This window comes from Geodermatophilus sp. FMUSA9-8 (genome assembly GCF_037034165.1).
GTDB lineage: Bacteria > Actinomycetota > Actinomycetes > Mycobacteriales > Geodermatophilaceae > Geodermatophilus > Geodermatophilus nigrescens.
In genome coordinates this window covers 83,514-106,296 of sequence record NZ_JBAGKE010000009.1, presented here as the reverse complement: position 1 = coordinate 106,296, position 22,783 = coordinate 83,514, and the positions used below count along the sequence as shown (strand labels likewise).

The 22,783-nt window shown below is 74.6% G+C and carries 16 protein-coding genes; 11 read left to right on the top strand and 5 right to left on the bottom strand.

Annotated elements, in window-relative coordinates:
• Nucleotides 1-120: 120 nt before the first annotated feature.
• The 6 genes from WA616_RS18195 to WA616_RS18170 all read left to right on the top strand — a co-directional run bounded on the left by WA616_RS18195 (nucleotide 121) and on the right by WA616_RS18170 (nucleotide 11,486).
• The gene (locus tag WA616_RS18195; protein WP_336032057.1) at nucleotides 121-2,160 is read left to right on the top strand and encodes an alpha-1,4-glucan--maltose-1-phosphate maltosyltransferase; all 2,040 of its coding nucleotides are present in this window, start codon (nucleotides 121-123) and stop codon (nucleotides 2,158-2,160) included.
• A gap of 55 nt (nucleotides 2,161-2,215) precedes the next feature.
• A complete protein-coding gene (treS, locus tag WA616_RS18190; protein ID WP_073421736.1) occupies nucleotides 2,216-4,066 on the top strand; it encodes a maltose alpha-D-glucosyltransferase in 1,851 nt (616 codons plus the stop codon).
• On the top strand, nucleotides 4,063-5,448 hold the full coding sequence (locus WA616_RS18185) for a maltokinase N-terminal cap-like domain-containing protein (protein ID WP_336032056.1): 1,386 nt from the start codon (nucleotides 4,063-4,065) through the stop codon (nucleotides 5,446-5,448). Before treS ends, WA616_RS18185 begins: the two co-directional genes overlap by 4 nt.
• Before the next feature lie 58 nt (nucleotides 5,449-5,506).
• Nucleotides 5,507-8,452, top strand: coding sequence for a 1,4-alpha-glucan branching protein GlgB (glgB, locus tag WA616_RS18180; protein ID WP_336032054.1), 2,946 nt, complete (start codon nucleotides 5,507-5,509; stop codon nucleotides 8,450-8,452).
• 194 nt (nucleotides 8,453-8,646) lie between these two features.
• Complete coding sequence (locus WA616_RS18175; protein WP_336032052.1) at nucleotides 8,647-10,032, top strand: hypothetical protein; 1,386 nt, start codon at nucleotides 8,647-8,649, stop codon at nucleotides 10,030-10,032.
• Between the two features lie 59 nt (nucleotides 10,033-10,091).
• Nucleotides 10,092-11,486 (top strand): hypothetical protein, encoded by a 1,395-nt coding sequence (locus WA616_RS18170; protein ID WP_336032050.1) that lies wholly within the window; start codon nucleotides 10,092-10,094, stop codon nucleotides 11,484-11,486.
• Nucleotides 11,487-11,493: 7 nt separating this feature from the next.
• Here WA616_RS18170 and WA616_RS18165 read toward each other — a convergent pair whose 3' ends face one another.
• Nucleotides 11,494-12,462, bottom strand: a complete 969-nt coding sequence (locus WA616_RS18165) for a tetratricopeptide repeat protein (RefSeq protein WP_336032047.1) — start codon at nucleotides 12,460-12,462, stop codon at nucleotides 11,494-11,496.
• A 35-nt stretch (nucleotides 12,463-12,497) separates the two neighbouring features.
• The gene (locus WA616_RS18160) at nucleotides 12,498-13,031 is read right to left on the bottom strand and encodes a MarR family winged helix-turn-helix transcriptional regulator (protein ID WP_336032045.1); all 534 of its coding nucleotides are present in this window, start codon (nucleotides 13,029-13,031) and stop codon (nucleotides 12,498-12,500) included.
• A gap of 242 nt (nucleotides 13,032-13,273) precedes the next feature.
• On the opposite strand from WA616_RS18160, the gene WA616_RS18155 reads away from it, so the two are divergent.
• Nucleotides 13,274-14,131, top strand: a complete 858-nt coding sequence (locus WA616_RS18155; RefSeq protein WP_336032043.1) for an endonuclease domain-containing protein — start codon at nucleotides 13,274-13,276, stop codon at nucleotides 14,129-14,131.
• A 48-nt stretch (nucleotides 14,132-14,179) separates the two neighbouring features.
• Here WA616_RS18155 and WA616_RS18150 read toward each other — a convergent pair whose 3' ends face one another.
• Genes WA616_RS18150 through WA616_RS18140 form a run of 3 tightly spaced genes read right to left on the bottom strand, consistent with a single transcriptional unit; the run spans nucleotide 14,180 to nucleotide 17,905 of the window.
• Nucleotides 14,180-15,646 (bottom strand): phytoene desaturase family protein, encoded by a 1,467-nt coding sequence (locus WA616_RS18150; protein WP_336032041.1) that lies wholly within the window; start codon nucleotides 15,644-15,646, stop codon nucleotides 14,180-14,182.
• A gap of 37 nt (nucleotides 15,647-15,683) precedes the next feature.
• Entirely contained in the window at nucleotides 15,684-16,718 is a 1,035-nt protein-coding gene (meaB, locus tag WA616_RS18145) for a methylmalonyl Co-A mutase-associated GTPase MeaB (protein ID WP_336032039.1), read from the bottom strand.
• On the bottom strand, nucleotides 16,715-17,905 hold the full coding sequence (locus WA616_RS18140) for an acetyl-CoA C-acetyltransferase (protein ID WP_336032038.1): 1,191 nt from the start codon (nucleotides 17,903-17,905) through the stop codon (nucleotides 16,715-16,717). Before WA616_RS18140 ends, meaB begins: the two co-directional genes overlap by 4 nt.
• A gap of 237 nt (nucleotides 17,906-18,142) precedes the next feature.
• On the opposite strand from WA616_RS18140, the gene mce reads away from it, so the two are divergent.
• From mce to WA616_RS18120, 4 genes are all read left to right on the top strand, one after another.
• On the top strand, nucleotides 18,143-18,598 hold the full coding sequence (mce, locus tag WA616_RS18135) for a methylmalonyl-CoA epimerase (protein ID WP_336032036.1): 456 nt from the start codon (nucleotides 18,143-18,145) through the stop codon (nucleotides 18,596-18,598).
• Between the two features lie 128 nt (nucleotides 18,599-18,726).
• Complete coding sequence (gene ccrA, locus WA616_RS18130; RefSeq protein WP_336032035.1) at nucleotides 18,727-20,058, top strand: crotonyl-CoA carboxylase/reductase; 1,332 nt, start codon at nucleotides 18,727-18,729, stop codon at nucleotides 20,056-20,058.
• A gap of 199 nt (nucleotides 20,059-20,257) precedes the next feature.
• Nucleotides 20,258-21,655, top strand: coding sequence for a hypothetical protein (locus tag WA616_RS18125; RefSeq protein WP_336032034.1), 1,398 nt, complete (start codon nucleotides 20,258-20,260; stop codon nucleotides 21,653-21,655).
• 74 nt (nucleotides 21,656-21,729) lie between these two features.
• The gene (locus tag WA616_RS18120) at nucleotides 21,730-22,698 is read left to right on the top strand and encodes a hypothetical protein (RefSeq protein WP_336032033.1); all 969 of its coding nucleotides are present in this window, start codon (nucleotides 21,730-21,732) and stop codon (nucleotides 22,696-22,698) included.
• Nucleotides 22,699-22,783: the final 85 nt, after the last annotated feature.

Sequence of the window (22,783 nt, the reverse complement as noted above, 5' to 3'; positions counted from 1 at the left end):
CCCCGCGCGACAGGGTGGACGGATCACACCCGTCACGGCACCGGGACGTGCCGGAACCGGACGGGTGGGCGGCCCCCGGCCGAGGTGTGGGCGACCCCCCGGCTGGATAGCGTGGCCGCGATGACTCGCCGACCTGACCTCCGCCTCGGCATCTCCGATGTCGCCCCCGTCGTGTCCTGCGGGTCCTTCTCGGCCCGCGCCGTGGTCGGTGAGCACCTGCCGATCACGGCCACCGTGTTCCGCGAGGGCCACGACGCCGTCGCCGCCGACGTCGTCTGGACCGCTCCCGACGGGACGCGCGGTGCCTTCACCCGCATGCGCCGCTTCGGCGAGGAGCCCGACCGCTGGATCGCCACGGTCGTGCCCGACCGGGAGGGCCGCTGGACCTTCCGCGTGGAGGCGTGGAGCGACCCGCTGGCCACCTGGCACCACGCCGTCGAGGTGAAGATCGACGCCGGCCAGGGCCCGGCCGAGCTCGCCAACGACCTCGAGGAGGGCGCGCGGCTGCTCGAGCGCGTCATCGCCGACACCGCCGCCGACGCCGACGCCGAGTGGCGCGGGCGGCTCACCGACGCGGTCACCGCGCTGCGCGACGGGACGCGCGGTCTGCACGAGCGCGTCGCCCCGGCGCTGGCCACCGGCCTGCAGCAGTACCTCGACGGCCACCCGGTCCGCGAGCTGGTCACCCCGACCGCCGACCACGAGGTGTGGGTCGACAGGCCGACCGCGCTCTACGGCTCCTGGTACGAGTTCTTCCCCCGCTCGGAGGGTGCCGTCGTCGGCGGGCAGCCCACGCACGGCACCTTCACCACCGCCGCCGACCGGCTGCCGGCGATCGCCGACATGGGCTTCGACGTCGTCTACCTGCCGCCGATCCACCCGATCGGCACGGTCAACCGCAAGGGCCCGAACACCGCCCAGTTCCCCGGCGGCAACCCGAACGAGATCGGCCCGGACGACGTCGGCTCGCCGTGGGCGATCGGCAGCGCCGAGGGCGGGCACGACGCCGTCCACCCGCAGCTCGGCACGATGGAGGACTTCCGCGCCTTCGTCGAGCGCACCCGCTCCCTCGGCATGGAGGTGGCGCTCGACCTCGCGCTGCAGGCCGCGCCCGACCACCCGTGGGTGGCCGAGCACCCGGAGTGGTTCACCACCAAGCCCGACGGCACGATCGCCTACGCGGAGAACCCGCCGAAGAAGTACCAGGACATCTACCCGGTCAACTTCGACAACGACCCCGAGGGCATCTACGCCGAGGTGCTGCGGGTCGTGCGCGTGTGGATGGACGCCGGCGTGCGGATCTTCCGCGTCGACAACCCGCACACCAAGCCGCTGGACTTCTGGCACTGGCTGATCTGGAAGGTCAAGGAGACCGACCCCGACGTGCTCTTCCTGGCCGAGGCGTTCACCCGGCCGGCGATGATGCACCAGCTCGCGCGGATCGGCTTCACGCAGTCCTACACGTACTTCACGTGGCGGACCGGCCGCGAGGAGATCGAGGAGTACGGCCGGGAGCTCGCCTCCAACGCGCACTACATGCGGCCGAACTTCTTCGTGAACACCCCGGACATCCTGCACGCGAGCCTGCAGTACGGCGGCCCGCCGATGTTCAAGATCCGCGCGGTGCTCGCGTCGATGATGAGCCCGACCTGGGGCGTCTACAGCGGCTACGAGCTCTTCGAGCACGTGGCGGTCAAGCCGGGCAGCGAGGAGTACCTCGACAGCGAGAAGTACCGGCTGCGTCCCCGCGACTGGGCCGGCGCCGAGGCCGCCGGGCGGAGCCTGGCGCCCTACCTGCGCAGGCTCAACGAGATCCGGCGCGCGCACCCCGCGCTGCAGCAGCTGCGCACGCTGCGCTTCCACGGCGTCGACAACGGCAACCTGCTCTGCTTCTCCAAGACCGACCCGGGCTCGCAGGACGCCGTCCTCGTGGTCTGCGCGCTCGACAGCCAGAACCGGCAGATCGGGACGACGTCGCTGGACCTGCCGGCGCTCGGTCTCGACTGGCACGAGCGGTTCGCCGTGACCGACGAGATCACCGGCGCGCGCTACGACTGGGGCCAGTTCAACTACGTCGAGCTCGACCCCTACTGGGAGCCCGCGCACGTCTTCTCGGTGCACCTCCCCCGGCCGGTCACCTGGCCGCCACCGGTCCGCTGAGCGCCGACCGCCCCTTCCCCGGACCACCGCTGAACCGCGAGGACGACCCGCTCCGATGACGCTCCCCGTGCCCGATCCCACCGACTCGACCTCCGGCCTGCCGCCGCGCGGCAGCGACCCGCTGTGGTTCCAGCGCGCCGTCTTCTACGAGGTGCTCGTCCGCGGCTTCGCCGACAGCAACGCCGACGGCATCGGCGACCTGCGCGGCATGCTCGACAAGCTCGACTACCTGCAGTGGCTCGGCGTCGACTGCCTGTGGCTGCCGCCGTTCTTCGCCTCGCCGCTGCGCGACGGCGGCTACGACGTCAGCGACTACACCGCGGTGCTGCCCGAGTTCGGCGACATCGACGACTTCCGCGCCCTGCTGCAGGCGGCCCACGCCCGCGGCATCCGCGTGATCATCGACTTCGTCATGAACCACACCTCGGACCAGCACCCCTGGTTCCAGGCCAGCCGCAGCGACCCCGAGGGCCCCTACGGCGACTTCTACGTGTGGGCCGACGACGACACCGGCTACGCCGACGCGCGGATCATCTTCGTCGACACCGAGAGCTCGAACTGGACGTTCGACCCGGTGCGCAAGCAGTACTTCTGGCACCGCTTCTTCTCCCACCAGCCGGACCTCAACTTCGAGAACCCGAAGGTGCAGGAGGCGATCATCGACGCCCTGCGCTTCTGGCTGGACCTGGGCATCGACGGCTTCCGGCTCGACGCGGTGCCCTACCTGTTCGAGGAGGAGGGCACCAACGGCGAGAACCTCCCCCGCACCCACGAGTTCCTCAAGCACGTGCGCAAGGTGGTCGACGCCGACTACCCCGACCGCGTGCTGCTGTGCGAGGCCAACCAGTGGCCGGCCGACGTCGTCGAGTACTTCGGCGAGAACGGCGACGAGTGCCAGATGGCCTTCCACTTCCCGGTCATGCCGCGGCTGTTCATGGCCGCCCGCCGGGAGCAGCGGTTCCCGATCTCGGAGATCATGGCCCAGACGCCGCCGATCCCCGACAACTGCCAGTGGGGCATCTTCCTGCGCAACCACGACGAGCTGACCCTGGAGATGGTCACCGACGAGGAGCGCGACTACATGTGGGCGGAGTACGCCAAGGACCCCCGCATGAAGGCCAACATCGGCATCCGCCGCCGGCTGGCGCCGCTGCTGGAGAACGACCTCAACACCCTCGAGCTGTTCAACGCGCTGCTGCTGAGCCTGCCCGGGTCGCCGGTCCTCTACTACGGCGACGAGATCGGCATGGGCGACAACATCTGGCTCGGCGACCGCGACGGCGTCCGCACCCCGATGCAGTGGACGCCCGACCGCAACGGCGGCTTCTCCACCGCCGACCCGCAGCGGATGTACCTGCCGCTGAACCAGGACCCGGTCTACGGCTACCAGACCACCAACGTCGAGGCGCAGCTGCGCAACAGCAACTCGATGCTGCAGTGGATCCGCCGGATGATCGCCGTCCGCAAGGAGCACCCGACCTTCGGCCGGGGCACCTATGAGGAGATCGGCTCGCGCAACCCGACGGTGCTGTCGTTCGTCCGCGAGTTCGGCGACGACGTCGTCCTGTGCGTCAACAACCTCTCGCGCTTCCCGCAGCCGGTGGAGCTCGACCTGCGCCGGTTCGAGGGCTACACGCCGATCGAGCTCACCGGCCGGGTCGAGTTCCCGCAGATCGGCGTGCTGCCCTACATGCTCACCCTCGCCGGGCACGGCTTCTACTGGTTCGAGCTGGCCAAGCCGGCGGAGCCGGTCGAGGAGCCCGCCGCGGAGCCGGAGTCCGCGACCAGCCCGGTCGCCGACGCGCTGCTCGCCGCCGGCCTCGTCAGCGAGGCCGAGCAGATCCCCGGCGGCAGCGACACGCGAACCGGCGACGACGTCCCGCCCAGCACCGGAGGACCCCGATGAGCACCGCCCTGGCCCACGTCCTGCGGGACTGGATGCCGCACCAGCGCTGGTTCGGCGGCAAGGGCCGCGAGTGGGCCGACGTGAGCGAGGAGGGCTTCTTCCTCTCCCGCTCCGAGCCGGTGCTCTCGGTCCACCGCGTCCGGGTCACCTACGCCGACGGCGCCGTCGAGACCTACCTCGTGCCGCTGTCGTGGCGGGCGCACCCGGAGGAGGACCTGACCTCGGCCTTCGTCGGCGCCGTACCGGTGAAGGACGCCGAGGGCGCCGACCGGGAGAACTACGCCTACGACGCGCTGCGCGACCGCGACGCCACGACGCCGTGGCTGACCCACCTGGCCGCCGCCTCGACCGTCGGGCCGATGCACTTCTCCCCCTCGGGGAGCTCCGCCATCCCCGAGGGCGTGCCCGGCGACGTCATCTCCACCGAGCAGAGCAACACCTCGCTCGTCTACGGCCAGGACGCCATCCTCAAGCTGTTCCGCCGGCTCGAGCCCGGGCTCAACCCCGACGTCGAGATCGGCGAGGCGCTGCGCCGCACCGAGAACCCGCACATCGCCCCACTGCTCGGCCACGTCGAGATCGACACCCCCGACGGCGAGCCCGCCACCGTGGCGATGCTGCAGACCTTCGTGCCGAACGCCAGCGACGGCTGGCGGCTGGCCACCGCGAGCGTGCGCGACCTCTACGCCGAGGGCGACCTGCACGCCGACGAGGTGGGTGGCGACTTCGCCGCCGACAGCGAGCGGCTGGGCGCGGCGACGGCGTCGGTGCACGCCGACCTCGCGCGGGTGCTGCCGACCGAGCCCGCCGACCGCGACTGGTTCGCCGCCACCGCCCGGGGCATGGTCGAGCGGCTCGAGGCGGCACTGGCCGTCGTCCCGCAGCTGGAGGAGCACCTCGAGCGGCTGCGGGCGGTCTACGCCGCCGTCGCCGACAGCCCCGAGACGGTCGTGCGCCAGCGGGTGCACGGCGACTTCCACCTCGGCCAGGTGCTGCGCACCGCGACCGGCTGGGTGGTGCTCGACTTCGAGGGCGAGCCGGCCCGGCCGCTGGCCGAGCGGCGGCAGCTCGACAGCCCGATGCGCGACGTGGCGGGCATGCTGCGCAGCTTCGACTACGCCGCACGTCACATGCTCGTGGAGCAGCCCGACGACCCCCAGCGCGCGTACCGGGCGCAGGAGTGGGCAGTGCGCAACCGCGGTGCCTTCTGTGCGGGCTACTCGGCGGCGAGCGGGATCGACCCGTGCGGGGACTCCCCTCTCCTGCGGGCCTTCGAGGCGGACAAGGCCGTCTACGAGTGCGTCTACGAGGCGCGCAACCGGCCGAACTGGCTGATGATCCCGCTCCAGTCGCTCTCCCGGCTCACCGCCGGCGAGGCCTGAGGCCCGCACCGCACCGCACACAGACGAGACGACGGCAGCAGAGGACGGCACCCCGACGATGACGACGAGCGACTCCACCGGCCACGAGACCCCCGAGGCGCCGGCGACCAAGGACGAGCTGCAGCGGGTGGTCGAGCAGAAGGCGGCTGCCGCCGAGGCGGCCGAGAGCGAGCCGATCGTGAACCCGACGCCGGCCCGCAAGCGCGCCCCGGCCAAGAAGGCCGCCGCGAAGAAGGCCCCGGCGAAGAAGGCCGCCGCCGCGCTCGCGGACGGCGACGGCGCGGCCGAGCCCGCCGCACCGGCCAAGGCCGCGAAGCGGACGACGAAGAAGGCCGCCGCGGCCGCCGGGGACGGCGCCCCCGCGAAGGCCACCCGCAAGCGCGCGCCGGCCAAGAAGACGGTCGCCGACACCGCCGCCGAGCCCGCCGAGCAGGTGATCGTCGAGCAGGGCGGCACCGCGACGCCGGTGGTGGCGCCGGCGCCGATCGCCGAGCCGGGGTCGCCGACCGGCGCCCCCGCGGAGCAGCCGGAGGCGCCCGACCCGGACCCGGCGACGCCGATGACGCCGCAGGCCCCGTCGGAGTCGCCGTCCGAGTCGCCGTCCGAGGCCCCGTCCCCGTCGCCGTCGGAGGCCCCCGCCCCGTCGTCGTCGCAGGCCCCCTCCGGCGCGTCTGCCGAGCCGGCTCCCGGCGACGGGGGCGGGCTCGCCTCCGGCGCCGGCGGCGAGGGCGACCACGACCCCGTCGACGAGGTGACCGAGGAGGACCTGCGGGCCATCGTCGACGGCTGGTCGCGCGACCCGCACCGGGTCCTCGGCGCGCACCCGTCCGGCGACGGCTGGGTGGTGCGCGCGCTGCGCCCCGACGCCGCCGCCGTGGCCGTCGTCGACCAGGACGACGCCCGCTACGACGCCCGGCAGATCCACCCGGGCGGCGTCTTCGAGGCCCGTCTCCCGAGCCAGCCCGGCGACTACCGGCTCGACGTCAGCTACGGCAACGGCGAGGGCGGCACCGACACCTTCCTCGTCGACGACCCCTACCGCTGGCTGCCGACCCTCGGCGAGCTCGACCAGTACCTGGTCGGCGAGGGCCGGCACGAGCGGCTCTGGGAGGTGCTCGGCGCGCACGTCCGTCGCTACGACACCCCGCGCGGCCGGGTCGAGGGCGTCTCCTTCGCCGTGTGGGCGCCCAACGCCCAGGGCGTGAAGGTCACCGGCGACTTCGACTACTGGGAGGCCCGCTCCTACCCGATGCGCCAGCTCGGCTCGATCGGCGTCTGGGAGATCTACGTCCCGGGCGTGCAGGCCGGCAGCCGCTACCGCTTCCACGTGCTCGGCGCCGACGGCGTGTGGCGCGAGAAGGCCGACCCGATGGCGTTCGCCACCGAGGTGCCGCCGCTCAACGCCTCCGTCGTCACCGAGTCCACCCACGAGTGGCGCGACGACGAGTGGCTGGCCGCCCGCGAGCGCGGCGGCTGGCACGAGCGGCCGATGAGCATCTACGAGGTGCACCTCGGCTCGTGGCGGCAGGGGCTGTCCTACCGGGAGCTGGCCGAGGAGCTCGTCGACTACGCCGTCTCCGCCGGGTTCACCCACCTGGAGTTCCTGCCCGTCGCCGAGCACCCGTTCGGCGGCTCGTGGGGCTACCAGGTCACCAGCTACTACGCGCCGACGTCGCGGTTCGGCAGCCCCGACGACTTCCGGTACCTCGTCGACCGGGCGCACCAGGCCGGCCTCGGGATCATCGTCGACTGGGTGCCCGCGCACTTCCCCAAGGACGCCTGGGCGCTGGGCCGCTTCGACGGCACCGCGCTCTACGAGCACGCCGACCCCCGCCGCGGCGAGCAGCCGGACTGGGGCACGTTCGTGTTCAACTTCGGCCGCACCGAGGTGCGCAACTTCCTCGTGGCGAACGCGCTGTTCTGGGCGCAGGAGTTCCACGTCGACGGCCTGCGCGTCGACGCGGTGGCCTCGATGCTCTACCTCGACTACTCGCGCGAGGACGGCGAGTGGGTGCCCAACGTGCACGGCGGGCGGGAGAACCTGGAGGCGGTGTCCTTCCTCCAGGAGGTCAACGCCACCATCTACCGCGAGGTCCCCGGCGTGGTCACCATCGCCGAGGAGTCGACCGCCTGGCCGGGCGTCACCCGGCCCACCCACCTCGGCGGCCTGGGCTTCGGCTTCAAGTGGAACATGGGCTGGATGCACGACTCGCTGGCCTACGTGGCCCGCCAGCCGGTGCACCGCAGCTACCACCACAACCAGCTGACGTTCTCGATGATGTACGCCTACTCCGAGAACTACGTGCTGCCGATCAGCCACGACGAGGTCGTGTACGGCAAGGGCTCGCTGCTGCGGAAGATGCCCGGCGACCGGTGGCAGCAGCTGGCCGGCGTCCGCGGCTACCTGGCCTACATGTGGGCCCACCCGGGCAAGCAGCTGCTGTTCATGGGCTCGGAGTTCGCGCAGGACGGCGAGTGGGCCGAGAGCCGCTCGCTGGACTGGTGGCACCTCGACGACCCCGCGCACCGCGGCGTGCTGGAGCTGGTGACCGACCTGAACGCCCGCTACCGCGAGACCGAGGCGCTGTGGTCGCTCGACGTCGACCCGGCCGGCTTCCAGTGGATCGACGCCAACGACGCGGGCGGCAACGTCGTCACCTTCCTGCGCTACGGCCGGCCGAAGGTCGCCGACGTCCCCACGCCCACGGAGGCGGCCGAGTCCGGCGACGGCGGCACGACGCCCGCCGGCGGGCAGACGCCGGGGCAGGCGCTGGCGGTCGTCTGCAACTTCTCCGGGTCGCCGCACCACGGCTACCGCATCGGCCTGCCGCGCGGCGGCCGGTGGCGCGAGGTGCTCAACACCGACGCCGAGGGCTACGGCGGCTCCGGCGTCGGCAACTACGGCGGCGTCGACGCCGTCGAGGAGTCCTGGCACGGCCAGCCGTTCTCGGCCACCGTGTCCGCTCCCCCGCTCGGCACCCTCTGGCTGCTGCACGAGGGCTGACGCCCGCCCGACGCTCCCCGGCCCCGCCGCGCTCCCCGGCCCCGCCGCGCTCCCCGCGCGGCGGGGCCGCGCGCAGACCCGTTCCGCGCTCCTCCCGGTCCGTGCATCATGGCCCGGCTCCGCGCCGCCCCCGGCGGCGCCGGGCGGTCCCGCCGGCTCCGCTGCCGGCACCGGCAGAGGAGGAACACCGCGCGATGAGGCATGCCCGACGACCCGGACTCGCCGTCCTCGTGGTGGGCAGCGTGCTGCTCGCCGGGTGCTCGGGCACCGTCGCGGGTGCCGCGGCCCCCGGCCCGGGGGTGCCGGCCGACGTCGCCGCCGCCGACTTCCCGATCACCGGCTCGGCCGACACCGAGGCCGACCGGCGGGCGCGCAACGCCCTCGCCGACCTCGACGCCTTCTGGTCCGAGGCGTACCCGGAGTTCTTCGGCGAGGAGTACCAGCCGATCACCGGCGGCTACTTCTCGGTCGACTCCACCGCGATCGACGCGTCGGCCTACCCGGCCACCGGGATCGGCTGCGCGGAGGCGCCGGAGGACCCGGAGGGTGTCGCGAACAACGCCCACTACGACCCGAACTGCGACGTCGTCGCCTACGACCGGGCGCTGCTGCAGCAGCTCAGCGAGGCCAACGGGCCCTACCTCGGCCCCGCGGTGATGGCGCACGAGATCGGCCACGCGATGCAGGGCCGGTTCGGCTTCGCCGACTCCACGATCGTCGTCGAGACCCAGGCCGACTGCCTGGCCGGCGCCTTCACCCGCTGGGTGGTCGACGGCAACGCCGAGCACACGGCGCTGCGGATGTCGGAGCTCGACAGCGTCGTCCTGGGCTTCATCGGCCTGCGCGACCCGGTGGGTCTCGCCCCCGACGACGACCGGGCGCACGGCTCGGGCTTCGACCGGCTGTCGGGCTTCTACGCCGGCTTCGAGGGCGGCGTCGGCACCTGCCGCGACGACTTCACCGAGGACCGGCTGTTCACCGCCACCGAGTTCCTCACCGAGGACGACCTCGACAACGAGGGCAACGCCCCGATCGACGAGATCGGTGGCCTGGTCGAGCAGACCCTGCCCGCGTTCTACGAGTCGGTGTTCCCGGGTCTGGGCGCGCAGTTCACCGCGCCGGCGATCGAGACGTTCGAAGGCACGGCACCCGACTGCGGCGACATGGGCGCCGAGGACCGCGACGTCGGCTACTGCGAGGCCGACGACACCGTCTACGTCGACGGCGAGCTGCTCAGTGGCGCCTACGAGCAGATCGGCGACTTCGCCGTCGCGGCCGCCGTCTCGGTCGGCTACGCGCAGGCCGTCCGCGCGCAGCTGGACCTGCCGGTCGACGACGCCGCCGCGATCTCGTCGGCCGTCTGCCTGACCGGCTGGTACACCGCCCGGTTCTGGACCGGCGACTTCGAGCAGATCGGCAGCCTCTCCCCCGGCGACGTCGACGAGGCCGCCGTCTTCCTGCTCACCTACGGCCAGGAGGACGGCGTCTTCCCCAACACCGACCTGTCGGGCTTCGAGATGGTCGACGCCTTCCGCGACGGCTTCCTCGAGGGCGGGGCCGGCTGCGACATCGGGCTCTGACCTCCTCATCCGCGCCGGCGCCGCGTTCGGACGGCGCCGGCGCGGGTAAGGGCGCGCTGATGAGCCAGACAGCGCGCTCCCGGGGCCTGCTCGCCGCCGTGGCCACGCTCGGCGTCCTCGCGACGTCGGCGTGCTCCTACGTCGTCATCGGCACGCCGTCGTTGCAGGGCATGCCCTCGCAGTCGGTCGACGACGGGACGCTGCAGATCGTCGGCTCCACGGACAACCCGATCGATGCGCTGTCGCGCAACGCCCTGGCCGACCTGGAGACCTACTGGTCGCAGACGTTCCCCGACGTCTACGGCGAGCCGTTCCCGCCGCTGGCCGGCGGCTACTTCAGCGTCGACCCGAACGACATCGACCCGGCGGCCTACCCCGAGGGCATCGGCTGCGGCACCGACCCGCGCGACCTGGAGAACAACGCCTTCTACTGCTCCTCGCAGGGCGTGCCGAACTCCGACTCGATCAGCTACGACCGCGCCTTCCTCGGCGAGCTGGCCTCCCAGTACGGCGAGGTGCTGCCGCAGCTGGTGATGGCGCACGAGTTCGGCCACGCCGTGCAGGGGCGGGTGGGCTACCCGCGGACGTCCATCGCCACGGAGACCCAGGCCGACTGCCTCGCCGGCGCGTGGACGGCCTGGGTGGCCGACGGCAACGGCGAGTACGCCTCGGTCGACACCGCCGACCTCGACCAGCTGCTGCGCGGCTACTTCCTGCTGCGCGACCCGGTCGGCACCGGCTCCGGCGAGCAGCAGGCGCACGGCTCCTACTTCGACCGGGTCTCGGCCTTCCAGGAGGGCTTCGACGACGGCGCGACGGCCTGCCGCGACCGCTTCGGCCCCGACCGGGTCTTCACCCAGGGCGAGTTCACCAGCGATGCCGACTTCGCCAGCGGCGGCAACGCGCCCTTCCCCGACACCGAGGACATCCTCGCGGCGTCGCTGCCGGAGTTCTGGGACCGGGCGTTCACCGAGGTCCTCGACGCGCAGTTCACCGAGCCGGAGCTGCAGAGCACCGACGGCCCACCGTCCTGCGCGCCGTCCGACGTCGCGCTCGTGTACTGCCCCGACGGCGGCGACGGGTCGGGCCTGGTCGCCTACGACGCCGACTTCGCCTCGGCCGCCTACGACCTCGGCGACTTCGCGCTGGTCACCGGGGTCGCGATCCCGTACTCGCTCGCCGCCCGGGACCAGCTCGACCTGTCCACCGACGACACCGCGGCCCTGCAGTCGGCGGTCTGCCTCACCGGCTGGTACTCCGCGCAGGTCTACAACGCCCAGCTGACCTCGGTGACGATCTCGCCCGGCGACCTCGACGAGAGCGTGCAGTTCCTGCTCGAGTACGGCAACGACCCGGACGTGCTCGCCGACGTCGAGCTGACCGGCTTCCAGCTCGTCGACCTGTTCCGCGCCGGCTTCCTGAACGGCGCGGCCAGCTGCGACGTCGGCGTGTGACCCCGGGTCAGTACAGGGCGGCCATCAGCTGACGGCGGGCGGCGACGACCCGCGGGTCCTCGGCACCCACGACGTCGAACAGCCCGACCAGGTGCACGCGCGCGGCGTCGCGGTCCTCGCCGGCGGTGCGCCGCACGGTGTCGACCAGGCGGGCGAAGGCGCCCTCGACGTCTCCGGTGCCGAGCAGGAAGTCGGCGGCGCGGGTCTGCGCGGCCACGTCGTCGGGGGCGGCGTCCGCCTGCGCGACGGCGTCGGGGCCGGCGTCCTCGGCGCGGCGGATGAGCCGCACCTGGCTGAGCGCGAGGCCGGCGACCGGGTGGTCGGGCTCGGCCTCGAGGATCGCGGCGTAGGCGGCCTCGGCGGCCTCGAGGTCACCGCGCTCGAGCGCGGCCTCGGCGGCGTCGAGGCGGGGGTCCTCGAGGCCGTCGTCCTCGCCCTCGGCCGCGCCGGGGACGGCGCCGCCGGTGGTGGCGCGCACCAGCTCGGTGACGAACTGGCGGGCCTGCTCCTCGGGGATGGCGCCGGTGAACTCGGCGACCAGCTGCCCCTGCCAGACGGCCTTGACCGCCGGGATGCCCTGCACGCGCAGACCCTGGGCCAGCGCCGGGTTGGCGTCGACGTCGACCTTGGCGAGCACCCACGAGCCGCCGCCCTCGGCGGCGAGGCGCTCGAGCACCGGGGACAGCTGCTTGCAGGGGCCGCACCACTCGGCCCACAGGTCGAGGACGACCGGCACCTGGAAGGAGCGGTCGAGGACCTCGGTCTGGAAGGTGGCCTCGGTGACGTCGACGACCGCCGAGCCGGGAGCGCCCGCGGGGGCCGCGGCGCTGGGCGGCGGGGCTGCCTGGGCCCGGGCGGCGGCCTCGGAGCGCGCCTTGACGGCGGCGAGGTCGACCGCACCGGCGAGGGAGGCGGCCAGCTGTGCCTGCTGGGCCTGCGCGCGCGGGTCGGGGCGTCCGGGACGGGTGGGCTGCATGGCTCCCATGATCCCACCGGCGCGGGCGCGCCGCGTCAGCCCTCGGCGGACGGGGCGGGGTCGAGCCCGGCAACGTCGCCGGCGCCCAGGCGGACCCGGCGCAGCAGCTCGAACAGCGTCTCCTGCTCGGCCTCCGGCAGGTCGTCGAGGCCGAAGCCGAGCGCGGTCAGCTCCCCGGTGGCGGCCTCCACCACGGCGCGGCCGCGCTCGGTGATTCCGGCGAGCACGCCGCGGCCGTCGGCGGGGTTGGGCCGGCGGTCGACGTACCCGGCAGCGGCCAGCCGGTCGATGGCGTTGGTGACGCTCGTCGGGTGCACCATCAGCCGGCTGCCGATGACCTTGAGCGGCAGCTGCCCGGCGCGGCTGAAGGTGAGCAGCACGAGCACCTCGTAGCGGGCGAAGGTCAGCCCGTGGGGGCGCAGCACCTCGTCGAAGCGGGCGAGCAGGATCTGCTGGACCCGGAACACCGACGTCGCCGCGCGCATCGCCGAGGCCGGCCCGAAGTGCTGCTCCCAGGTCTCCCCCGCGCGCTCGATCGGGTCGAACGGCAGCCCCAGCGCCCGGACCATGCGCCCGACGCTACCTGCCGCGCCCCGCCACCCCCTCCGCGACGCCGACCGGTCACCCAGTCGCGCCACGTCGACCTGCGGCGGTCTCGGCCGTCCCGAGGGGACACCAGGTCGACAACGGGCGCCCCGCCTGTGGACGGCTCCAGCGCGGGATCGGCCCGCTCGGCCATCCTCCGCCGGTGCCGATCCGCCCCTTCCGACCTGCACGGCTGCGTGGCCGTGTGTTCCGCGGCTCCTCCCAGGTGGCCGCCGGCCGTCTCACGCGGGGACAGCTGCGCAGCACCGCCTGGCAGCGCCTGTTCCGTGACGTCTACGCCTGCTCGACGGTCGCCGTGACCCACGAGGTGCGCGCCGGTGCCGCGGCCCTGCTGCTCCTGCCCGGAGCGGTGGTGTCGGGCAGGAGCGCAGCGGTCCTCTGGGGCGTGGACGCTGCCGGCCCGGACGACGACGTCGAGCTCACCGTGCCGCCCGGCTCGTCGGCGTCGACCGTGCCAGGCGTCCACGTCCGCCGGTGGGCCCTGGCGGCCGACCAGGTGACCACCCGGCGCGGCATCCCGGTGACCACTGCGGCGACCACCGCGGTCGATGTCGGCCGCGGCCGGGGAGCACTGGAGGACTCCGTCGCACTCGTCGACGCACTCGTCGTCGCGAGGGCGACCGGCCTTGGCGCCGTCCGTGCGGCTGCTGCGGCGGCGACCGGACCCGGCTGCCGACGTACACGGCGCGTCGCCGACCTGGCCGACGGGCTGGCCGGCTCGCCGCAGGAGACCCGGCTCCGACTGCTCCTGCACGGGTCTCGCCTGCCCCGGCCGCTCGCCCAGCACACCGTCCTGGACGACGACGGCCGATTCGTGGCGCGGGTGGACTTCGCCTGGCCCGAGCAGCGGGTCGCCGTCGAGTACGAGGGCCGGTGGCACGGGCGGCCGCAGCAGGTGGCCCCCGACCGCGCTCGTCTCAACCGGCTCACCGCGGCGGGGTGGCGGGTGGTCTTCGTGACCGCCGAGGACCTCCGCGAGCCCGGTCTCGTCGTCGCCCGTGTGGCCGCGGCGCTCGCGATGACCCCGCCCGTTGTCGACCTGCGGCTGTCTCGGCGGGGCTGAGGCAGCCGTAGGTCGACAACGGGCGCAGGGCGCGAGGCCGAATGGGTGTCAGGCGGCGGGGCGCAGGCGCGGGACCCCGCGGACGCCGAACACCTCGCGCAGCGCGACGCGGGCCGCGTTGTCGCCGCACGCGCCGTGCACCGCGGGCCCGGGCGGGGTGGCCGCCGAGGCGAGGTACACGCCGTCGACCGGCGTCTTGTAGGTGTTCCACCGCGGCACCGGGCGGGCGAGCATCTGCCGCAGCGACGCCTCGCCGTTGGAGATGTCCCCGCCGACGTGGTTGGGGTTCCACGCCTCCATCGCCGGGGCGTTCTTCACCGCGCGCGCGACGATCGTGTCCCGGAAGCCGGGCGCGAACCGCTCCACCTGCGCCTCGATGGCGTCGGTCATGTCCACCGGCGAGCCGTGCGGCACGTGCACGTACGCCCAGAACACGTGCCCGCCCTCGGGCGCCCGGGTCGGGTCGACGACGGTCGGCTGGACGGCGAGCACGTAGGGCTTGTCGGTGATCCGGCCGGCCGCGGACGCCGCCTCGCCGGCGATCGTCTCGGTGAGGTCCCCGGCGACGTGGACGGTGCCCGCCCGGCGCACCTGGGGGTTGGTCCAGGGCACCGGCTCCGACAGCACCCAGTCCATCTTGAAGACGCCTGGCCCGTGCTTGTACCGCGACACCCAGCGCCGGTAGCCCGGGTTCACGCGGTCCCCGGCCATCTCGACGAAGGCCCCGGGCGTCGTGTCGAGCAGCACCGCGGGGACGCCGTCGAACTCGCGCAGGTCGGTGACCCGGTGCCCGGTCACCACCTCGCCGCCCTGCTGCTCGAGCGCGGTGACCATCGCGTCGGCCAGCCGCTGCGAGCCGCCCTCGACCAGCGGCCACCCGCGGTGGTGGGCCAGCATCCCGAGCACCATGCCCAGGCCCGCGGTGAGCGGCCGGCCGAGGTCGAGCATCCCGTGCGCGGCCGCCCCGCCGATGAGCGCCCGCGCCTCGTCGGTCTCGAAGTACCGGTGCACCAGCCAGCGCACGTTGGGCAGCGCGTTGAGCGCGAAGTGCGTGATCGCGCCGACGCTGCGGGTGGGCAGCCGCCGCAGCCGGCTCATGAGGAAGAAGTCGATGACGTCCTGGCCGTGCTCGACCAGCGGCTCGAACAGCCGCCGGTAGGCCGCGCCGTCGGAGCCGAGGCCCTCGGCGGTCTCCTCCAGCGAGTACCGCGACACCGCCGCCCGCCCGCCGTCGAGCGGGTGCGCGTAGGCGATCTCCGGGTGCACCAGCCGCACACCGCGGCTGGGCAGGTCGAACTCGCGGAAGAAGGGCGCGGCGGCGGCCATCGGGTGCACGCTCGAGCAGGTGTCGTGCCGGTAGCCGGGCCGGGTGAGCTCCTCGGTGCGCATCCCGCCACCGGGCTTGTCGGCCGCCTCGACCACCTGCACCCGCAGTCCCGCGGCGGCCAGCCGGAGAGCTGCGGCCAGGCCGTTGGGTCCCGATCCGACGACGACGGCGTCCGGCTTCCCGTTCACCGGGACAGTCTGCTCGCGGGACCTGGGAGCCGCCCGGTCACAACGAGGCGAGGAGCCGGTCGGCGGCGCGGTAGGGGTCGGTCTCCCCCGCCACCACCTCGGCGGCGAGCGCGCCCAGCGCCGCCGACCCGCGCACCTCGCCCATCCGCTCGCGCAGTCCGGCCAGCGCGATCGCCTCGATCTCGCGGGCGGCCCGCTCGGCGCGGCGGCGGGCGCCCTCGCCGGAGGAGTCCAGCCAGCGGCGGTGCTCCCCGACCTCGGCGAGGACCCGGTCGACCCCCTCGTCGCGCGAGGCCACGGCCCGCACGATCGGCGGTCGCCACGCGCCCGGGCCGGTGTGCCGCCCGCCGAGGGACTGCATGTACCGCAGGTCGCGCACGGTGGCGTCGGCGCCGTCGCGGTCGGCCTTGTTGACGACGAAGACGTCGGCCACCTCGAGGATCCCGGCCTTCGCCGCCTGGATGCCGTCGCCCATCCCGGGCGCGACGAGCACGAGCGTGGTGTCGGCGAGCGAGGCGATCTCCAGCTCCGACTGCCCGACGCCGACGGTCTCCACCAGCACCACGTCGCAGCCGGCGGCGTCGAGCACGCGCAGCGCCTGCGGGGTCGCCCAGGCCAGCCCGCCGAGGTGGCCGCGGGAGGCCATCGACCGGATGTAGACACCGCGGTCGCCGGCGTGGTCCTGCATCCGCACGCGGTCGCCGAGCAGGGCGCCGCCGGAGAACGGCGAGGACGGGTCGACGGCGAGCACGCCCACCCGCCGGCCGGCGGCGCGCAGCGCGCGGACCAGCGCCGTCGTCGTCGTGGACTTGCCCACCCCGGGCGAGCCGGTCAGGCCGATGACCTGCGCGTGCCCGGTGTGCGGGGCCAGCGCCGCGGCGACCTCGCGCAGGACCGGGCTCGCGTCCTCGACCAGCGAGATCAGCCGGGCGACCGCGCGGGCCTCGCCGTCGCGGGCCCGGGCGACGAGGTCGGGGACGTCGACAGCGCGCCGGCCCCGCCGCCCACGGGGGGCGACGGGGCCGGGCGTCGCGACGGCCGTGCCGTCCAGGACGACGCCGTCCGAGGTCACGCCTTCGCGGGCACGTGCAGGATCAGCGCGTCGCCCTGGCCGCCACCGCCGCACAGCGCGGCCGCCCCGACGCCGCCGCCGCGACGGCGCAGCTCCAGGGCCAGGTCGAGGACGATCCGGGCGCCGCTCATGCCGACCGGGTGGCCCAGCGCGATCGCGCCGCCGTTCGGGTTGACCTTCTCCGGGTCGATGCCGAGCTCGCGGGTGGACACGATGCCCACGGCCGCGAAGGCCTCGTTGAGCTCGACGAGGTCGAGGTCCTCCGGGGCGATGCCCTCGCGGGCGCAGGCCTTCTGGATCGCCCGCGACGGCTGGCTCTGCAGCGTGGCGTCCGGCCCGGCGACGACGCCGTGCGCCCCGATCTCGGCGAGCACGGTGCAGCCGAGCTCGGCGGCCTTCTCCGCGGACATGACGACCACCGCGCACGCGCCGTCGGAGATCTGCGAGGCGGTGCCGGCGGTGATGGTGCCGTCCTTGGCGAAGGCCGGCTTGAGCTTGGCGAGCGTCTCGACCGTGGTGTCGGCGCGGATGCCCTCGTCCTCGCGGAACTCGATGGGGTCGCCCTTGCGCTGCGGGATGAGGACGGGGGTGATCTCCTCGTCGAAGACCCCGTTCTTCTGGGCGCGGGCGGCCTTCTGGTGGCTCTCCGCGGCGAAGGCGTCCTGCTCCTCGCGGGTGAGCTGGTACTGCGCGTTGGCCCGCTCGGTCAGGGCGCCCATGGCGATCTGGTCGAAGGTGTCCGACAGGCCGTCGTGGGCCATCGAGTCGACCAGCGTGGCGTCGCCGTACTTGGTGCCGGTGCGGGAGCTCGGCAGCAGGTGCGGCGCCTGCGTCATCGACTCCATGCCGCCGGCGACGACGACATCGAACTCGCCGGCGCGGATGAGCTGGTCGGCCAGCGCGATCGCGTCGAGGCCGGACAGGCAGACCTTGTTCAGCGTGAAGGACGGGACCGTCATCGGGATGCCGCCGGCGACCGCGGCCGGGCGGGCCGGGTTCTGGCCGGCGCCGGCCTGGATGACCTGGCCCATGATCACGTAGTCGACCTGGTCGCCGCTGATGCCCGCGCGCTCGAGGGCCGCCTTGATGGCGACGCCGCCGAGGTCGGCGGCGGAGAAGTCCTTGAGCGAGCCGAGGAGCCGGCCCATCGGGGTCCGGGCGCCGCCGACGATGACCGAGCGGGACATGCTGCCTCCAAGGGCGCGTCGCCGACGCTGGCGACCGCGGATCGGGCCGCACCCGCAGGACAGCGAGTCGCGGCGAACGGGCTGCCGGTCAGGATAGATCGGTTCTCCAACCGGGTCGACGGGCCGCCCGGGGGTCCCGTCGTCCACCGGGCGGCGGGCGGTCCGGGGTGGACCCGCAGGGCGTGATGCCCGCCACACGGCAGAGTCGTCTCAGACGTCTTGCGCCAAGATGGTCCGATGACCGCCGACGCCCCCGCGGGTCTACCCGCCGAGCTGTTCACGACCATCGACCACGTCGGGATCGCCGTCCCCGACCTGGACGAGGCGATCGCCTTCTACGCGACCACCCTCGGCGTGCGCTCGGTGCACGAGGAGACCAACGAGGAGCAGGGCGTCCGCGAGGCGATGCTCGCCGTCGGCACCGGGGAGACGCGCATCCAGCTGCTCGCGCCGCTCACCCCCGAGTCGACGATCGCCAAGTTCATCGGGCGGTCCGGCCCCGGCCTGCAGCAGCTCGCCTTCCGCGTGGACGACGTCGAGGCCGTGAGCGCCACGCTGCGCGAGCGCGGCCTGCGCCTGCTCTACGACACCCCGAGGCGGGGGACGTCGGACAGCCGCGTCAACTTCGTCCACCCCAAGGACGCCGGCGGCGTGCTCGTCGAGCTCGTCGAGCCCGCCCGCACCGCGCACTGACCCGTCGCCGGGCCCGGTGAGACGTCCGCCACGGTCTCGCCGCCCACCCTCGCGACGCCCGGTTACCCATCGGTAACCTCCGCCGCACCGCACCGCCCTCCGAGCCAATGAAGACCCGGGAGACACACGTGGACGCCATTCGGGACGCCATCCTCGCCGACCAGCTCAGTGACATCGGCGGCCTGCCGGTGCCGGAGTCCTACAAGGCCGTGCTGGTCCGCAAGGACGAGCAGGACATGTTCGCGGGCCTGCCTCCGAAGGAGAAGGACCCGCGCAAGTCGCTGCACGTGGAGGAGGTCGCCACCCCCGAGCTCGGCCCGGGCGAGGCGATCGTCGCCGTCATGGCGTCGTCGGTGAACTACAACACCGTCTGGACGTCGATCTTCGAGCCGGTCAGCACCTTCGGCTTCCTCGAGCGCTACGGCCGCCAGAACGACCTCACCAAGCGCCACGACCTGCCCTACCACGTGGTCGGCTCCGACCTCGCCGGCGTCGTGCTCAAGGTCGGCGCGGGCGTCAACAAGTGGAAGCCCGGCGACGAGGTCGTGGCCCACTGCCTGTCGGTGGAGCTGGAGGACCCGGCCGGCCACGACGACACGATGATGGACCCGCAGCAGCGGATCTGGGGCTTCGAGACCAACTTCGGCGGCCTGGCCGAGCTGGCGCTGGTCAAAAGCAACCAGCTCATGCCCAAGCCCGCCCACCTGTCGTGGGAGGAGGCGGCCGCCCCCGGGCTGGTCAACTCCACCGCCTACCGGCAGCTGGTCAGCCGCAACGGCGCGGCGATGAAGCAGGGCGACGTCGTCCTCATCTGGGGCGCCTCGGGCGGCCTGGGCTCCTACGCCACCCAGATGGCGCTCAACGGCGGCGCCATCCCCGTCTGCGTCGTCTCCTCCCCCGAGAAGGCCGACATCGTCCGGTCGATGGGCGCCGAGCTGGTCATCGACCGCTCCGCCGAGGGCTACCGGTTCTGGAAGGACGAGCAGACCCAGGACCCCAAGGAGTGGCAGCGCTTCGGCAAGCGGATCCGCGAGCTCACCGGCGGCGACGACGTCGACATCGTCTTCGAGCACCCCGGCCGCGAGACCTTCGGCGCGAGCGTCTACGTCGCCAAGAAGGGCGGCACGATCGTCACCTGCGCCTCCACCAGCGGCTACATGCACTCCTACGACAACCGCTACCTGTGGATGAACCTCAAGCGGATCGTCGGCTCGCACTTCGCCAACTACAAGGAGGCGTGGGAGGCCAACCGGCTCATCGACAAGGGACTGATCCACCCGACCCTGTCGAAGACCTACGCCATGGACGAGGTCGGCCAGGCCGCCTACGACGTCCACCACAACCTCCACCAGGGCAAGGTCGGCGTGCTGACCCTCGCCCCCGAGGAGGGCCTCGGCGTCAAGGACGCCGAGAAGCGCGAGAAGCACCTCGCCGCGATCAACCGCTTCCGCGGCGTGTGACCACGGTCCCCGGGCCCGGTCGACCGGGCCCGGGGACCGTGGCATGCTGCCCGCCCGGGCGCCCCTCGCGGGCGCCCGGGCACCCCGGGGGGGACCGCTTCGTTGACCGACGGGGCGCGGTCCGGGGGCTCGGTGGCCCGCGGTGCGGGCCCCGTCCGACACGCTGACGACACCCCCCGACTCTGCGAGGATGAACCGCATGACCGATCCCCGCCGCGACCTGCTGCCCATGCGCGAGGCACAGCACTCGTTCGACGTGGTGCTGCGGGGCTTCGACCGCCACCAGGTGGCCGAGACGATCGAGCGTCTCGAGGCCGACATCCGGGTGGCACTCGCCGACCGGGACGCCGCGGCCGGCCGCGTCAGCGACCTCGCCGGGCAGCTCTCGGCGATGCACGCGGAGATCGACCAGCTGCGCCGCAGGGCCGCCAACCAGGGCCCGGCCACGTTCGAGAACATGAGCGAGCGCATCTCGCACATGCTCCGGCTGGCCGAGGAGGAGGCCGCCGACATCCGCGGCGCCGCCGAGCAGGAGGCCCGGGCGCTGCGCGAGCAGACCGCCGCCGAGGAGCGCGCGATGCTCGAGCGGCACGCCGCCGGGCGGGCCGAGGTCGAACGGATGCTCGCCGAGGCCCGGCAGAACGCCGAGCAGATCGCCAGCAAGGCGCAGATCCGCGCCGACGAGCTGGTCACCAAGGCGCAGGAGAAGGTCGCCCGCCTCGACGCCGAGTCCCAGGCCCGCCGCACCAAGGTCGAGCAGGACTTCGACATCGCGCAGCGCGCCCGCCGCGACGAGGCCGCGCGCGCCGCCGACGAGCGCGAGCGCGCGTCGGTGCAGGCCGCGCAGGACCGGGTCGCCGCCGCCGAGGCGCACGCCGCCCGCATCGTCGGCGAGGCCGAGGCCTCCGCCGCCGCCATCCGCCGCGTCCGTGACGAGCTGACCGGCCGCCTCGTCGAGGCCCGGCGGGTGCTGTCCGCCCTGCCCGAGCTCGGCGACCGCCCGCAGCCCCGCCCGGCGGGCCCGCAGCAGCCCCAGCAGGGTCCCGCCCCGCAGGGCCAGCAGGCCCCGGCGGCCCAGGGCCCGGCCCCGCAGGCCCCGGCGCAGCAGCCGCGGCCGGGGGCGACCCAGGAGGCGCGCCTCCCCCGCCGCGAGCCGCAGGGCCCGCCCACGGCCATGCAGCCCGCCGTCGGCCCGCAGACCGGGATGCAGCCGGCGGTCGGCCCGCAGACCGCCGTCCAGACGGCCGTCCAGGCCGGGGCGCAGCCCGCCGGGGGCCCGCAGACGGCGCCGCCGCGGCCCGCGCCCGGCCGAGCGGTGACCGCGCCGCAGCCGGTGACCCAGCCGGCCACCCAGCCGCCCGGCGCCTCGCCCGAGCAGACGCAGTCGATCCGCCCGGTGCACACCAGCGCGCAGGACGAGGGCCGGCACTCCGGCGGCTCGACGCGCGTCGACAGCGCCCGGTCCGACAGCGCCCGGCCCGAGGGCGCCCCGGCCGAGGAGTCCCGGGCCCCGGGCGAGGGCCCGCAGACGCAGGTCCAGCCGGCGGTCGACCCGCGGGACACGGGCAGCCAGCCGGCCGTGCCCGGGCGGCGCTGAGACCCGCCCGCAGTTCTCCGGCGACGCAGCGCGACCGGCGCGCGGACGGCGGCCCGGCAGGGTAGGCAGGACCCGTGCCTGACGCCGCCGGACCGGAGGGCACCGGACCACGGCACGCCGCTCCCGAGGACGACGGCGGCCCCGCGCCCGGCGCCGCCCCGGCGCGGACGCCCTCCCGCGCCCGGCACCGGCGGCGCCCGGCCCTGTCGGGACCGCCGGGCCGGGGCGCGCTGCTGGCCCCCGTGCTCGCCGTGCTGGTCGTCGGCGCCGCGTTCGTCCCGCGGCTGACCGGCGACGCCGGCGGCAGCACCACCGGCCCGTCCCCGGCGCCGTCGTCCGGGTCGACCGCCGCCGCGGCGTCTCCCGCCGCCGGCGCGACCTCGCCCGCCGACTGGCTGGCCGCCGCGCTGCCGCCGTCGACCGACCTCGCCGCCTCGGCCGGCGTCCGCGAGGAGCTCGCGGCGGAGGGCGTGCCCGCCGACCGGCTGCGCCCCGCCGAGCAGGGCGCGTCCTCGGGGAGCCTGCTCGCCGTCGTCGGGCCGGCGCCGGAGGGCGCGCGGGTGGTGGCCGCCTTCGACCGGCCCGGGGACGGCAGCCGGATGTTGGTCGTCGACCCCGCACCGGCCGAGCCCACCGCGGAGGAGCTCGACCGCCGCCGCGCGCTGGCCGACGCGCTGCTGGCCAACCCGGCCACCGGCGAGGACCCCGCGGTCACGGCCGTCCTGCGGGCCGGCGACGTCGACGCGCGGCTGCTGAGCATGCTCGCCGCCGTCGCCGCGCGGGAGGGCGTGCGCATCGCCGGGTTCCCCGCGCTGCCCGGCGAGGAGGCCGGCGACGCCCCGGCCCGGCGGGTGCTGGTCGGCGCCGTGGCGGGCGCGCCGGTGCCCGCAGACGCGGCGGCCACGGCGGCGCTGCGCGAGTGGCTCGACGCCCAGCTGCCGCCCTACCGCCCCGACGACGTGCAGGTGAGCGACGCGGGCGTGCTGGTGTCCTTCCACTACGTCTCGGCGCCCGACGCCCTGGTCAGCGCCGCGGCGGGCTGACGGCGCGCCCGGGCGGACCTCGGCGTGCGACCCGCCCGGGCGGCGGGTAGACGTGGGGCGGTCGCCCGGCTCCGCCGGTGCGCGG